Origin of the sequence: Streptomyces sp. NPDC005963 (assembly GCF_040638655.1) — a bacterium.
GTDB lineage: Bacteria > Actinomycetota > Actinomycetes > Streptomycetales > Streptomycetaceae > Streptomyces.
Genome location: NZ_JBEXVD010000006.1, coordinates 230529 through 243523, shown reverse-complemented (window position 1 = coordinate 243523; position 12995 = coordinate 230529). Strand labels below are relative to the sequence as shown.

General features: G+C 69.9%; 11 protein-coding genes. 5 read left to right on the top strand and 6 right to left on the bottom strand.

Going from position 1 to position 12995, the window contains the following annotated elements; genetic code table 11:
- Window positions 1–130: 130 nt before the first annotated feature.
- On the top strand, window positions 131–940 hold the full coding sequence (locus ABZ348_RS12370) for a MerR family transcriptional regulator (RefSeq protein ID WP_358932035.1): 810 nt from the start codon (window positions 131–133) through the stop codon (window positions 938–940).
- A 56-nt stretch (window positions 941–996) separates the two neighbouring features.
- Here ABZ348_RS12370 and ABZ348_RS12365 read toward each other — a convergent pair whose 3' ends face one another.
- The 3 genes from ABZ348_RS12365 to ABZ348_RS12355 all read right to left on the bottom strand — a co-directional run bounded on the left by ABZ348_RS12365 (window position 997) and on the right by ABZ348_RS12355 (window position 5779).
- On the bottom strand, window positions 997–3225 hold the full coding sequence (locus tag ABZ348_RS12365; RefSeq protein WP_358932033.1) for a 3-hydroxyacyl-CoA dehydrogenase NAD-binding domain-containing protein: 2229 nt from the start codon (window positions 3223–3225) through the stop codon (window positions 997–999).
- Between the two features lie 119 nt (window positions 3226–3344).
- Window positions 3345–4568: an acetyl-CoA C-acetyltransferase gene (locus ABZ348_RS12360; protein WP_358932032.1), complete on the bottom strand. Its 1224-nt coding sequence runs from the start codon at window positions 4566–4568 to the stop codon at window positions 3345–3347.
- Window positions 4569–4615: 47 nt separating this feature from the next.
- Window positions 4616–5779 (bottom strand): CaiB/BaiF CoA-transferase family protein, encoded by a 1164-nt coding sequence (locus tag ABZ348_RS12355; protein ID WP_358932030.1) that lies wholly within the window; start codon window positions 5777–5779, stop codon window positions 4616–4618.
- A 231-nt stretch (window positions 5780–6010) separates the two neighbouring features.
- On the opposite strand from ABZ348_RS12355, the gene ABZ348_RS12350 reads away from it, so the two are divergent.
- Window positions 6011–7210: a saccharopine dehydrogenase NADP-binding domain-containing protein gene (locus ABZ348_RS12350; protein ID WP_358932028.1), complete on the top strand. Its 1200-nt coding sequence runs from the start codon at window positions 6011–6013 to the stop codon at window positions 7208–7210.
- A 22-nt stretch (window positions 7211–7232) separates the two neighbouring features.
- On the opposite strand, the gene ABZ348_RS12345 is transcribed toward ABZ348_RS12350, so the two are convergent.
- The 3 genes from ABZ348_RS12345 to ABZ348_RS12335 all read right to left on the bottom strand — a co-directional run bounded on the left by ABZ348_RS12345 (window position 7233) and on the right by ABZ348_RS12335 (window position 9770).
- Window positions 7233–7955, bottom strand: a complete 723-nt coding sequence (locus ABZ348_RS12345; protein WP_358932026.1) for an endonuclease V — start codon at window positions 7953–7955, stop codon at window positions 7233–7235.
- A 66-nt stretch (window positions 7956–8021) separates the two neighbouring features.
- A complete protein-coding gene (locus tag ABZ348_RS12340) occupies window positions 8022–8573 on the bottom strand; it encodes a hypothetical protein (RefSeq protein WP_358932025.1) in 552 nt (183 codons plus the stop codon).
- Between the two features lie 78 nt (window positions 8574–8651).
- On the bottom strand, window positions 8652–9770 hold the full coding sequence (locus ABZ348_RS12335) for a YCF48-related protein (RefSeq protein ID WP_358932023.1): 1119 nt from the start codon (window positions 9768–9770) through the stop codon (window positions 8652–8654).
- A gap of 159 nt (window positions 9771–9929) precedes the next feature.
- Here ABZ348_RS12335 and ABZ348_RS12330 point away from each other — a divergent pair, with 159 nt between their 5' ends.
- From ABZ348_RS12330 to ABZ348_RS12320, 3 genes are all read left to right on the top strand, one after another.
- Window positions 9930–10334, top strand: a complete 405-nt coding sequence (locus ABZ348_RS12330) for a (4Fe-4S)-binding protein (protein ID WP_358932021.1) — start codon at window positions 9930–9932, stop codon at window positions 10332–10334.
- Window positions 10335–10594: 260 nt separating this feature from the next.
- The gene (locus ABZ348_RS12325; protein ID WP_358932229.1) at window positions 10595–10954 is read left to right on the top strand and encodes an SsgA family sporulation/cell division regulator; all 360 of its coding nucleotides are present in this window, start codon (window positions 10595–10597) and stop codon (window positions 10952–10954) included.
- A 359-nt stretch (window positions 10955–11313) separates the two neighbouring features.
- Complete coding sequence (locus ABZ348_RS12320) at window positions 11314–12960, top strand: ATP-binding cassette domain-containing protein (protein WP_358932019.1); 1647 nt, start codon at window positions 11314–11316, stop codon at window positions 12958–12960.
- Window positions 12961–12995: the final 35 nt, after the last annotated feature.

The following is a 12995-nucleotide window of genomic DNA, read 5'->3' as shown; positions in this document are numbered from 1 at the left end:
CGGGGACCGCCATCGAAAGGGTTTCCCGACGACAGGGGGGCAGAGATACTGATGCACCGCACGGTGATCAGGTGCACCACATCAGGTGCACGGCAGGGCGATCAGGCGGAAGCGGGAGCGAGGAGGGGAGATGGCGATCGGTACGGAGGTCGTGGAACCGGCGCTCACCGTCGACGAACTGGCCGCGCGCGCCGGGGTCACGGTGCGGACCATTCGGTTCTACAGCACCCGCGGACTCCTTCCGCCGCCGGACATCGGCCCGCGTCGCGTCGGCCGCTACGGTTCCGAGCACCTCTCGCGACTCGCGCTCATCGATGAACTCCAGCAGCAGGGGATGACGCTCTCCGCCATCGAACGCTATGTGGAACGGCTGCCCGACGACATCAATGCACAGGAGTTGGCGATCCACCGTGCGCTGGTCGCCTCCTGGACGCCCGATGCGGCCGAGCGGATCTCCCGCGCCGAGTTGACGGGCCGGGTGGGCAGATCGCTCACCGAACAGGACGTCGACCGGCTGACCGCCATGGGAGCAGTGCGCCGCGAGGAAGGCGATTCGGAGACCTTCCGTGTCGACAAGGGGCTACTGCGGCTCGGAGCGCAACTGCTGGAGCTCCCCATCGCCCGCGAGACGATCCTGGCCGCCCGCACGATACTGGCCGAGCACACCAGGTCCGCCGCCCACGAACTGACCCGACTCTTCCACGAGGAGGTGGTCGGACCCGAGGACGACCACCACGCGCAGGGACCGGCCCCGGACCGGGCTGCGGCCGTGCGGTCCCTGTCCGCACACCTCCAGCCCATGGTGGTCCAGGCCCTGGTCACCGCGTTCCAACGATCCCTCCAGGAAGAACTGCGGACCGCGTTCACCGCGGCGGCCCCTTCGGATCGGGCGCCGTCCCCCTCCGACGCCTCGACCCGCTCGGACACGCCCCGCTCCTAGCCGGGCGCGGGTGCGAGTGCGGAACACCGTGGCCCCCGCCCCGACACGACCGCCGATCAGTGCCGGTCGGTGAACGTCTCGCCCCGCTCGGACTTCGTCACCAGCAGTGCGGGCGGCTCGAAGCGCGTGCCGTAGCGAGCCGCCAGCTCCCGGGAGCGGGCCAGGAAGCCGGGCAGGCCACCGGTGTAGCCGTTGATGTACTGGAGCACGCCGCCCGTCCATGCCGGGAAGCCGATTCCCATGATGGAACCGATGTTCGCGTCGGCCACGGACGTCAGGACGCCCTCCTCCAGACAGCGCACCGAGTCCAGCGCTTCGGCGAAGAGCATGCGCTCCTGCATGTCCTCGAAGGGCACTTCCACTCCGCCGGCACGGGTGAAGTGGGTGCGCAGACCGGGCCAGAGGCGGGTGCGCTGCCCGTTCTCGTACTCGTAGAAGCCCGCTCCCCCGCTGCGCCCCGGGCGGTCGAACTCGTCGACCATCCGGTCGATGACCTCGTCGGCGGGGTGCGCGATCCATCTGCCGCCCGACTCCTCGACCGCCCGTCGGGACTCCTGGCGGATCCTGCGGGCCAGTGTCAGCGTCAGTTCGTCCATCAGGGAGAGGACCTTGGCCGGATAGCCGGCCTGGGCCGCCGCCTGTTCCACGGATGCGGGGTCCACGCCCTCCCCGACCATGGCCACGCCCTCATTGATGAACCGGCCGATCACCCGTGAGGTGAAGAACCCCCGTGAATCCTGGACGACGATCGGCGTCTTCCCGAGTTGGCGTACGAGGTCGAAGGCGCGTGCCAGGGCCGGATCACCCGTGTGCTCCCCCCTGATGATCTCCACGAGCGGCATCTTGTCGACGGGTGAGAAGAAGTGGAGGCCCGTGAAGTCCGCGGGACGCTCCACTCCTTGGGCGAGGAGGGTGATGGGCAGGGTCGAGGTGTTGGAGCAGAGCAGGGCGTCGGGGGCGACGATGCCCTGGATCTCCTGGAACACCTTGTGCTTGAGCGCGGTGTCCTCGAAGACGGCCTCGATCACCGCGTCGCAGCCCGCGAGGTCGGCCGGGTCGGCGGTGGGGGTGATGCGGGCGAGTAGCGCGTCCCGCTTGGCTTCCGTGGTGCGGCCCCGGGAGAGCGCCTTCGCCAACAACCGCTCCGCGTACGCCTTGCCGTTGCGTGCACTGTCGAGCGACACGTCCTTGAGGACGACGTCGATCCCGGCCCGGGCGCAGGAGTAGGCGATGCCCGCCCCCATCATGCCCGCCCCGAGGACCGCGACCTTGCGGACCGGGCGGGGCTCGATGCCCGGCGGCCGGCTCGCACCGGAGTTCACCGCCTGGAGGTCGAAGAACAGGGCCTGGATCATGTTCTTCGCCGTCTGTCCCACGACGAGTTCGGTGAAGTAGCGCGCCTCGATGGTCTGTGCGGTCTCGAACCCGACCTGGGAGCCTTCGACGGCCGCAGCGAGGATGTTCCGCGGGGCGGGGAAGGGTGCGCCTCCGGTCTGCTTCTTGAGGTTCGCCGGGTACGCCGGGAGGTCCGCGGCGAAGCGCGGGTTGGAGGGGGTGCCACCGGGGATCTTGTAGCCCTTGACGTCCCAGGGCTGTTGGGACTCGGGGTGGGAGTCGATGAAGGCGTGGGCCCTGGCCATCAGGTCGTCGGGCGTGGCGACGACCTCGTGCACCAAGCCGTTCTCCAGGGCGCGTGCGGGGGTGTACTGGGTGCCTTGGAGCAGCAGTTTCAGCAGGGCGTCGGCGATGCCGAAGAGGCGTACGGTCCGGGTGATGCCGCCACCGCCGGGGAGTAGCCCCAGGGTGACTTCGGGCAATCCGATGCGGGCGCCGGGAGCGTCGAGCGCAATGCGGTGGTGACAGGCGAGGGCGATTTCGTAGCCGCCGCCGAGCGCTGCTCCGTTGATGGCCGCCACGACGGGTTTGCCGAGGGTCTCGATCCTGCGCAGTGCGTGTTTGACGGCCATGCCCGCGTCGAAGATCTGTTGTGCGTCATCGGGGCCTGCTCGTAGCAGGTCGTTCAGGTCGCCGCCGGCGAAGAAGGTCTTCTTGGCGGAGGTGACGATGATTCCCCGGATCGAGTCGCGCTCGGCTTCGGCCCGGTCGGCGACGGCGGAGAGCGATTCCCGGAACGCTTGGTTCATCGTGTTGGCGGACTGATGGGGATCGTCGAGGACGAGGGTGACGACACCGGTGCCGTCCTGTTCCCAACGGATCACGGGAGTGTTCTGCGTGCTGCTGAACGTGCTCTGGGTGCTCTGGGTGCTCTCGGCGCTTTCGGTCATGGCGGGTCCTTGGAATCCTGGGGGCTGGACGACTGGCGGCGGGGCCGGGCGGTGGGCATCGGCGCGTGCGATGGACCGACCGCGGCTGACGGGTTCACCTGGGGCGTGTCTGGCCTGACTCAAGGGCCTTGGACGCGTTCCACCACGGTCGCGACGCCCATGCCGCCGCCGACGCACAGGGTGACCAGCCCGTACCGCTTGTCCTGGCGTTCCAGTTCGTCGACGAGGGTGCCGAGGATCATCGCTCCGGTCGCACCCAGCGGATGTCCCAGGGCGATGGCGCCGCCGTTGACGTTGATCCGGTCCAGGGGGAGGTCCAGATCGCGTGCGAAGCGCAGGACGACCCCGGCGAACGCCTCGTTGATCTCGATGAGGTCCATGTCCCCGATGGTCAGACCGGCTTTGGCGAGCGCCTTGCGGGTCGCGGGAGCCGGGCCGGTGAGCATGATGGTCGGCTCGGAGCCGGAGACCGCGGCGGACACGATCCGGGCCCGTGGGGTGAGTCCGTACCGTTCGCCGACGGCGCGGGAGCCGATCGCCACCAGGGCGGCGCCGTCGACGATGCCGGAGGAGTTGCCCGCGTGGTGCACATGGTCGATCCGTTCGACCCAGTGGTACTTCTGTAGGGCCACCGCATCGAATCCACCGAGGTCGCCGATGCCGGCGAAGGCCGGTTTGAGTGCGGCGAGCGAGTCGGCGGTGGTGCCGGGGCGCAGGTGTTCGTCGCGGTCGAGCACCACGAGTCCGTTGCGGTCGCGGACGGGGACGACCGACCGGTCGAAGCGGCCGTCCTTCCATGCGGCGGCAGCGCGTTCCTGGGAGAGCGCGGCGTACTCGTCGACGTCGCGGCGGGAGAACCCCTCGATGGTGGCGATGAGGTCGGCTCCGATGCCCTGGGGGACGAACCCGACCGTGTGATTGGTCATCGGGTCGGCGAACCAGGCACCGCCGTCCGATGCCATCGGCACCCGGGACATGGACTCCACCCCGCCGGCGAGCACCAGGTCCTCCCAACCGGAGCGGACCTTCATCGCCGCCATGTTGACCGCTTCCAGACCCGAGGCACAGAAGCGGTTCTCCTGCACTCCGGCAACCGTGTCGGGGAGCCCGGCGGCGATGGCGGCGATCCGGGCGATGTCGGAGCCCTGGTCACCGACCGGGCCGACCACGCCGAGCACGATGTCGTCGATCGCGGCGGGGTCGAGGGAGGGGTGGCGGCGGCGAACCTCTCTGATCAGTCCCACGACGAGGTCGATCGGTTTGGTGCCGTGGAGCGCTCCGTCGGCCTTCCCGCGTCCGCGAGGAGTGCGGATCGCGTCGTACACATACGCTTCGGTGCTCACGTCAACAGCCTTTCGGGAGTACGGATCGCGGGGCGTGCGCCGGCCGACTAGCTCGGAGCCTCGTGCGTGCGGAGGCCGGGGACGCCCCAGTCCCGGGCGATCGCCTCCGTATCGGCACCGGGCAGGGCGGGTGCGGTGCGCACTGCGGTCGGCGTCTCGGAGAAGCGGGGGGCGGGCGCCGGCTGGGTGACACCGAAGCGGTCGACGAACGTGCCGCGGGCGGCGAGGTGCGGGTGCTCGGGCGCTTCCCCGAGGGAGAGGACCGGGGCCACGCAGGCGTCGGTGCCTTCGAACACCAGCGTCCACTGGTCGCGGGTGCGCGTCTTGAACTGGACGGCGATGGCCTCGCGCAACTCGCCCCAGCGGGCGAAGTCCTTGCGGGCGGGGGCTTCGCCCTCGATGCCGAGCAGCCGGATGAACTCGCGGTAGAACTGCTGCTCCAACGGGGCGACCGCCATGTACCCGCCGTCGGCCGTCTCGTAGGTGCCGTAGAAGGGACAGCCGCCGTCCAGCAGATTGCTGCCGCGGCGGTCCTGCCAGCCGCCGGCGGCCATCATGGCGTGCACCATGGTGGAGAGGTGGCTCGCGCCGTCGACGATCGCGGCGTCGACGACTTGTCCGCGGCCCGTTGGCGTACGGGCGTGTTGGAGCGCTGCCAGCACGCCGATCACCAGGTAGAGCGAGCCGCCCGCGTAGTCCCCGAGGAGGTTGGCGGGGATGGCGGGTGGTTCGTCGGGCTCGCCGATCATGCCGAGGGCGCCGGTGACGGCGATGTACGCGAGGTCATGGCCGGCCCGTTCGGCGAGGGGTCCCTCCTGGCCCCATCCCGTCATCCGGCCGTAGACCAGGCGGGGGTTGCGGGCGAGGCATTCGACGGGTCCGATGCCGAGCCGTTCGGCGACCCCGGGGCGATACCCCTCGATCAGGACGTCCGCGCGCTCGGCCAGATCGAGGACGTGCCCCACGCCCTGCTCGGTCTTCAGATCGATGAGCACGGAGCGCTTGTTGCGATTGGCGAGGTCGTACTCGGGGTCGATGGCGAGCCCCGAGCCGCCGGGACGGTCGACGCGGACGACGTCGGCTCCGAGGTCGGCCAGCAGCATGGCCGCGAACGGACCGGGACCGATGCCCGCGAGTTCGACGACGCGCACACCCGTGAGCGGTCCGTGGTGGTGTGCTGCCGTACGGGTCGGCTCGGGCGTGGCCGGCATCGGGCTCCCAGCAGTAGATATGACAGGTGGTGGATATGACATGACTGATGTGACACCAGTGATGGTAAGAACGCGTTCCACTCGTTACAAGGTTCCCGCCCGCGCGCTGACCGCGATTCTTCGCCGGACTCGACCAGGCCCGGATCGCGGTGGCAAACCCGACTTCTGCCGGTGCACCCGCACACGCTAGCCTCGGCTGCCGTGGACAGCGGCGCGAGGGCGGAGGAACCAGTGAACGGCCAGAACGGGACCGGCGGCACAGAGCGTCCCCATGACATCGTGCTCTTCGGAGCGACCGGTTTCGTCGGCGAACTCACCGCCCGGTATCTGGCTCGGCACGCGCCCGAGGGATGCCGCTGGGCCCTGGCCGGCCGCGACCGCCAGAAGCTGGAACGACTGCGTGATTCCCTCTCTGCCCGACATCCCGAGCTTGCGGAGCTCCCCCTCGTCGTGGCGGCGGCCGACGACGCCGGGGCCATGCGCGAACTGGCCACTTCCGCACGGGTGGTGGCCACGACGGTGGGCCCCTACCTCTGGCACGGGGAAGGGTTGGTCGCCGCCTGTGCCGACGCCGGCACGGACTACCTCGACCTCACCGGCGAGCCGGAGTTCGTGGATCGGATGTTCGTACGCCACGACGCACGGGCCCGGGAGACGGGCGCCCGTCTGGTCCATGCGTGCGGATTTGACTCGGTGCCCCACGACCTGGGCGTCTACTTCACCGTGCGGGAGCTTCCCGAAGGCGTGCCGTTGAAGGTCGACGGGTTCGTTCGTGCCCGGGCCGCGTTCTCCGGCGGCACCCTCTCGTCGGCGCTCAACGTCCTGGGGCGCGGCAGGCAGTCGTCCCGGGCGGCGCGGGAGCGCAGGTTGCACGAACCGCGACTGGTGGGTCGGCGGGCCCGGTCACCGATCGGAAGTTTTCGGTTCAGCCGGGAGACGGGCACCTGGGCGTTGCCCCTGCCGATGATCGATCCTCAGATCATCGCGCGCTCGGCCCGGGCGCTCCCCCGCTACGGTCCGGACTTCCGCTACCGACACTACGCGTCGGTGACCTCGCTCCCGGTGGCGCTGGGCGGGGTGGCCGCGGCCGGCACCCTGCTGGGGCTCGCCCACATCCCCGTGGCGCGGCGGTGGTTCTCCACCCTGGTCAAACCGGGTGAGGGTCCCACCGAGGAGCGTCGGGCCAGGAGTTGGTTCTCGGTGCGCTTCGTGGGCGAGGGAGGTGGGCGGAAGGTCTATACGGAGGTCTCGGGCGGGGATCCGGGCTACGACGAAACAGCGAAGATCTTCGCGGAGTCCGCATTGTCCCTCGCCTTCGATCCGTTGCCGGGGCGCTCGGGGCAGTTGACACCCGCGGTGGCCATGGGGGACGCGTTGTTGGAGCGGCTCCGGGCAGCGGGCATCCGCTTTCGGGTGGCCGCCCGCTGCTGAGTGGCTGGGGCGCGTGCCGCGCTCAGGCGCTTCCAGGGGATTGCGTACGAACGACGGTGGCGGCCTCTGCGAGGGCGTCACGGCAGAGCCGATCGGCTCGGCGCGTGGTTTCCGGCTGCCGGAAGCGGGACGCCAAGCGGAGGGTGTGGGCACAGGCATGGTCCAGGGAGATCCGGTGTCCGACCGATACGTACACGGGCTTCACCCCATCTTGGGTGCGTAGGACCCGGCCGACCTCTTCCCCGTCGTCCGCGATCAGCGACGCCGTGTCACCGCGCCCGGGTCCTGGTTCGGGATGGGTGAAGACGAAGGGGTTCTTGGCGACGCCGATGCTGGGCAGCCCTGTCACCACGCCCAGATGGCTCGCGAGACCGAACCTCCGTGGGTGGGCGCGTCCGTAGCCGTCGCACACGAGGAGTCCCGGATCGCCGGTCAGTGCGGCCAGCGCGCCGAGCACGGCGGGGATCTCCCGAAAGGCCAGGAGCCCCGGTACATAGGGGAAGGCGACCCTGCCCACGGCGGTGCTCTGTTCGACGACGGCGAGGGTGCGTGCGTCGAGGACGACGGCCGCAGCGGCAACGAGGTCGAGTTCGTCGTCGTACGCCACATCCACACCGGTGACGCGTCCGACGCCCGGCGGTGGTCCCGGTTCGTCCAGGACGAGTCGATCCCGCAGTTCGTCCTGGACCGCGCGGGCGGTGCTCTCGTCGGCGGGCCACTCGGCGGGCACGTCAATGATCTTCATGGTGCGCCTCAGCGTAAGTGGTGCGTGCACAGCGGACCCTCCCGATGCCTTCCCCGGGGTCTGCCATCAGTCGGCGTTCAGGACGGCGATACCGGCTTCTCCCTCGTCGAACTGGGCGAGCACTTCTTCAAGCACCGGCCGTCGCTCGGGCTGTCCCTCGTGCTGGAGCCCCTCGTGCTGGAGCCCCTCGTGGTGGAGCGCCTCGTGGTGGACGAGGAGCACCGCCTGCTTGTCACCGTCCTGTTCGGCCGGGACGAAGTCGGTCACGATCTCCCGTCGCACCAGGATGACGCGATCGTCGTCGACGGCGTCACGAGGAAGGTCATCCAGCCGGTTGCCCAACCCGCCCGGATGATCGGCCAGATCGTGCGTGAGCACCTGCCGGGAGGCCGTGAGACTGACCGCCAGTCGGTCGCCGGTGCGCTCGTACCGCGCGGACAGATCGGCCGGCAGCAGGTAGAACACTCCCTCCTCGCCTTCGTGGCCCCGGTTGAGCAGCACGGCGACCATGCATTCTCCCGGGTCCTCCGACCCCACGTCGAACGCGAGCAGCACACCGACGTCCTCCGGGCCGAAGGCCGGAACCGCAGTGATCCACATACCGGGGGACTCGTCCATGAGCGGCATGGAAGCACACGTCACTGACAGCCATGCCGCTCGATCGCAACGCAGCCGCCCGCGCCCTGTCCTTGGCCGTCACGGTTCCAGCCGCGCCACCCTGCCCTTCTCGCCCGATGCCCAGCACCCGGTGTCGGCGGTGCAGTCGACGGTGTCGTACGAGCCGGTGTCCACGGTGTGCCAACTCCGGCCGCCGTCCACGGTCAGGTCGGTACCGGTCGGTCCGACGGCGAGCGCCGCGACCGAGCTGTGGGGCAGCCAGGTCACACCGGAGCGGTAGGCGGGCGGCGGGGTCGTCGACGGCCGCCAGCTGCGTCCGCCGTCCCGGCTCACCGCGGCAGCCTGCGGGGACGGCTGGCCGGTGCGGTAGTCGCCACCGACCGCAAGGCCCTGGCCACGGCCGTCGAAGGCGAGGGCGAACACTCCCCGGGCCGGATCACCGGCGGGGATTCCGCTTTCGGCGACCGACCAGTTCAGGCCGCGATCGGCGGAGTGGAGGACGCGCGCCGTCGCCCCGCCTCCGGTCGCCAGCCACACGTCCCTGGGGCCGGAACTGACCAGGCACTGGCCGCTCGCTGCGAAGCCCGCTTCGCCCTGTTGCGCAGGAGGCATTCCGGTGCTGGGGAGCAGGTGCCAGGAGCGTCCGCCGTCGCGGGTGGAGAGGATGCGGAACGCGCCGTCCACCGGGTCGCTCATGGCGAGTCCGTGGCGGGCGTCGAAGAAGGTCATGCAGTCGTAGAAGGCCCGCGGGTCGGGGTTGCGGAAGGATTCGGTCCAGGTCGTTCCACCGTCGGTGGTGTGCAGGATGCGGGACGCCTCGCCCTCCCCGATGGCGAGGACGACCGCCCTGCGCCGGTCGAACGCCTCGACGTCGCGGAACTCCAGCCCTTCGGCTTCCGGCGGTGAGACGTTCCGCCAGGTCCGACCGCCGTCCGCAGTGCGCAGTACGGTGCCCTTGGAGCCGGCGACCCAGGCCGTGGTGCGACTGACCGCGGCGAGCCCGCGGAACCGTACGTCGGTGCCGGTGGCCTTGAGGTTCCAGATCGTCGCGCCCGCGGTCCGGTGGTCCTTAGCGCGTGTGCTCTCGTGGTCGCTGCCGACGGGTACCGCCTGCGCCGGCGTCAGCAGACAGGCGGCCAGGGCAGCCACACCCAGCCCCACCGCCACCGTCCGTCTCGTCTTCCCCATGGAGGTCATGGCGCTGGAAGCTAGCCCAGCCGCCCCGACCCGTCCAGGGCGCGATCCAGCCGGCCGGCCACCACCTTGAGCCCTCCCGAGAGCGGGCCCGGCACACGTACCCAGGACAGCCGAGCGCTCCCGGGTGCGGGCACCGGCCGACGTTCCTAGGCTGGATGCATGGCCGAGCGCAAGGAGTACACCGGCCGGGAGATCACCGTGACGTTCGCGCCCCGGCGCTGTCTCCATGCGGCGGAGTGCGTCCGCGGCCTTCCGCGGGTCTTCGACCTCGAACGGCGGCCCTGGATCTCCCCCGACGACGAGCCTGCGGACCAGGTCGCCGAGGTGGTGCGCCGCTGCCCTTCCGGGGCCCTGCGCTACCGGTACGCGGACGGAACGGAGGAGGAACCCGACCGCCCCACCCGGGTGACCCCCACCGACGCGGGGGAACTGGTCGTTCGCGGCGATCTGGTCGTCCACTCGGAGGAGGGCGACCGTGAGGAGACCAGGGTGACTCTCTGTGGCTGCGGAGCGAGTGAAAACCCACCGTACTGCGATCATTCGGGCCGCTGCGGCGGCGACTGACCACCGGGCTACAGCGGAGTGCGACCGCGAACGCGGGGCAGGACCCCGCCCGGATGCGCCCGGCACGCCGGTCGAAGAGCCGGTGACACAACTCACGCAGCCCCGCGATGCACGCGACAGCCGATTTCCTCGTCTTCACCTGTGCCGGTAGAACACACGCCGGCCCCGTGGAAAGCCGGGTGCGAAGGAGCATCTTCTTGTCGACCGTCACCGTCATCGAGCAGTCCCTACAGGCGCGTCTGGTTGCTTCAGCGCCCCGCATGGAGACCGTCCCGGTGACGCTGCGTTATGACTCCAGAGACCCCTTCGCCGTCCGCATGGACTTTCCCGCCCCCGCCACCCTGGAGGACTCCGAGATCACCTGGGCCTTCGGGCGCGAACTGCTGGCCGCGGGGGTGAGCGCACCGAGCGGAGTCGGTGACGTGCGCGTACGGCCCTACGGCTACGACTTGACCGCTGTGGAGTTCCACGCGCCACAAGGGGTCGCCGTCGTCCATCTGCGCACGGGTGAGCTCCGCCGATTCCTGCGGAGGGCGCACGGTGCGGTGCCCTGGGGACGGGAGCACCGATACCTCAATCTCGACCACGGGCTGTCCGAACTGCTACGGAACGGCCGCTAGGACGCATCGGACACATCCCGTCACATCCTGTCCGGTCTGCGACGCCCTGCCCGCTCGCTCGCTGCCCTTGCTGCTGCACACACCCTGTCGTCGACCGCGTTATTGCGTTGACAGCACTGCCCCGCCCTTCTTACGGTGGGACCGCCCCAATGCCGCTCGTGAGGAGAAGGACGTTGCTCGTCTGAGGTCCTGAGACACCGTGTGCCACCGCCGTTTCGGCCGGTGTGCAGCGCGTGCGACCTCGGCCCACGAGCCGTCCCGACCGCCCGGCCCTTCTTCCTTCCGTCCGGCGTGGCCTCGCACGTACCCCGGTGTCTCCCGTTGCTGCCTTGTCCACACCAAGCAACCCGGAGGCCCCCATGTCTACCGCCCCCACCTTCATCACCTGCTCCTCCCTCTCCTTCGCCTGGCCGGACGGAACGGTGGTCTTCGACGACTTCCACCTCGCGGTCGGCCCGGGTCGCACCGGGCTCATCGGGGTCAACGGCTCGGGGAAGTCGACCCTGCTCAAGCTGATCGCCTCGGCGCTCACGCCCGTCGAGGGCACCGTCCGCACCATGGGCGAGGTCGGATACCTCCCGCAGAACGTGGTGCTCGACACGACACTGCGCATCGACGACGTGCTGGGAATCGCGGCGAAGCGCACCGCGCTGCACGCCATCGAGGCGGGAGACGCCAGCGAGGAGAACTTCACCGTCGTGGGAGACGACTGGGACATCGAGGAGCGGGCCCGTGCGACGCTCGACCAGCTCGGCCTCGGCCGCATCGGACTCGACCGTACGCTCGGCGAGGTGTCGGGCGGCGAAGGCGTGCTCCTGCGCCTCGCGGCCCTGACCCTCGCCCGCCCCGGCGTACTGCTGCTCGACGAACCCACGAACAATCTGGACCTCCATGCGCGGCGGCGGTTGTACGACGCCGTGGACTCCTGGTCCGGGGTGATGGTGGTGGTCAGTCACGACCGGGAACTCCTGGAGCGGGTGGATCAGATCGCCGACCTCCACGACGGCGAAGTCGCCTGGTACGGAGGGAACTTCTCGGACTACGAGGAGGCACTCGCCAGGGAGCAGGAGGCCGCCGAGCGCATGGTGCGGGTCGCGGAGGCCGATGTGCAGCGGCAGAAGCGCGAGTTGAGCGCGGCACACATCAAACTGGCCCGCCGCAAGCGGTACGGCCAGAAGATGTACGACACCAAGCGCGAGCCCAAGATCGTGATGGGCGAACGCAAACGGGCCGCCCAGGTGAGCGCCGGCAAGCACCAGATCATGCACGCCGAGAAGCTCGCGGAGGCCAAGGAGCGACTCAACGAAGCGGCGGAAGCGGTCCGGGACGACGACGAGATCCGCATCGAGCTCCCCCACACCCAGGTCCATCCGGGTCGGGGTGTGCTCCGGCTCACGGAGTTGGAACCGCGCTACGGAGTTCCGTTCCCGGGCGAGTTCGAGCTGCGGGGACCCGAACGGATCGCCCTGGTGGGTCGTAACGGCTCGGGCAAGACCACCCTGCTGCGCACGATCGCGGGTGAGGTGGAACCGGTGTCGGGCCAGGCGTACACGGAGGTCCCGTTGCGTTTCCTCCCCCAACGGCTCGACGTCCTCGTCGATGAGCTGAGCGTCGTGGAGAACGTGGCTCGGTTCGCACCGACCGCGACCAACAACCGGATCCGGGCACAGCTCGCACGCTTCCTGTTCCGTGGTGCGCGGGCGGATCAGCTGGCGGGGACCCTTTCGGGCGGGGAGCGCTTCCGGGCGACCCTGGCCGCTTTGCTGCTCGCGGAGCCGGCGCCGCAACTGTTGATGCTCGACGAGCCGACGAACAATCTCGACATGGCCAGTGTGCGCAGATTGACGGCGGCGTTGGACGCCTACGAAGGGGCTCTGATCGTGGCCAGTCACGATGTGCCGTTCCTGGAGTCGATCGGAGTCACCCGTTGGCTGCTGCTGGACGGCGGGCTGCACGACATCACGGTGGATGACGTGCGTGAAGGGCGGTTGGAAGCACCCCGTTAGCCGGCTGCTCCGCAGAGGCGCGGGTCATGGCGCGG

Excerpts from the sequence above, each read along its gene's own strand:
- ABZ348_RS12320 (WP_358932019.1), top strand. The coding sequence starts at position 11,314 with ATGTCTACCGCCCCCACCTTCATCACCTGCTCCTCCCTCTCCTTCGCC.
- ABZ348_RS12345 (WP_358932026.1), bottom strand. The coding sequence starts at position 7,955 with ATGAAGATCATTGACGTGCCCGCCGAGTGGCCCGCCGACGAGAGCACC.
- ABZ348_RS12330 (WP_358932021.1), top strand. The coding sequence starts at position 9,930 with ATGGCCGAGCGCAAGGAGTACACCGGCCGGGAGATCACCGTGACGTTC.
- ABZ348_RS12370 (WP_358932035.1), top strand. The coding sequence starts at position 131 with ATGGCGATCGGTACGGAGGTCGTGGAACCGGCGCTCACCGTCGACGAA.
- ABZ348_RS12355 (WP_358932030.1), bottom strand. The coding sequence starts at position 5,779 with ATGCCGGCCACGCCCGAGCCGACCCGTACGGCAGCACACCACCACGGA.
- ABZ348_RS12335 (WP_358932023.1), bottom strand. The coding sequence starts at position 9,770 with ATGACCTCCATGGGGAAGACGAGACGGACGGTGGCGGTGGGGCTGGGT.
- ABZ348_RS12365 (WP_358932033.1), bottom strand. The coding sequence starts at position 3,225 with ATGACCGAAAGCGCCGAGAGCACCCAGAGCACCCAGAGCACGTTCAGC.
- ABZ348_RS12325 (WP_358932229.1), top strand. The coding sequence starts at position 10,595 with ATGGAGACCGTCCCGGTGACGCTGCGTTATGACTCCAGAGACCCCTTC.
- ABZ348_RS12340 (WP_358932025.1), bottom strand. The coding sequence starts at position 8,573 with ATGGACGAGTCCCCCGGTATGTGGATCACTGCGGTTCCGGCCTTCGGC.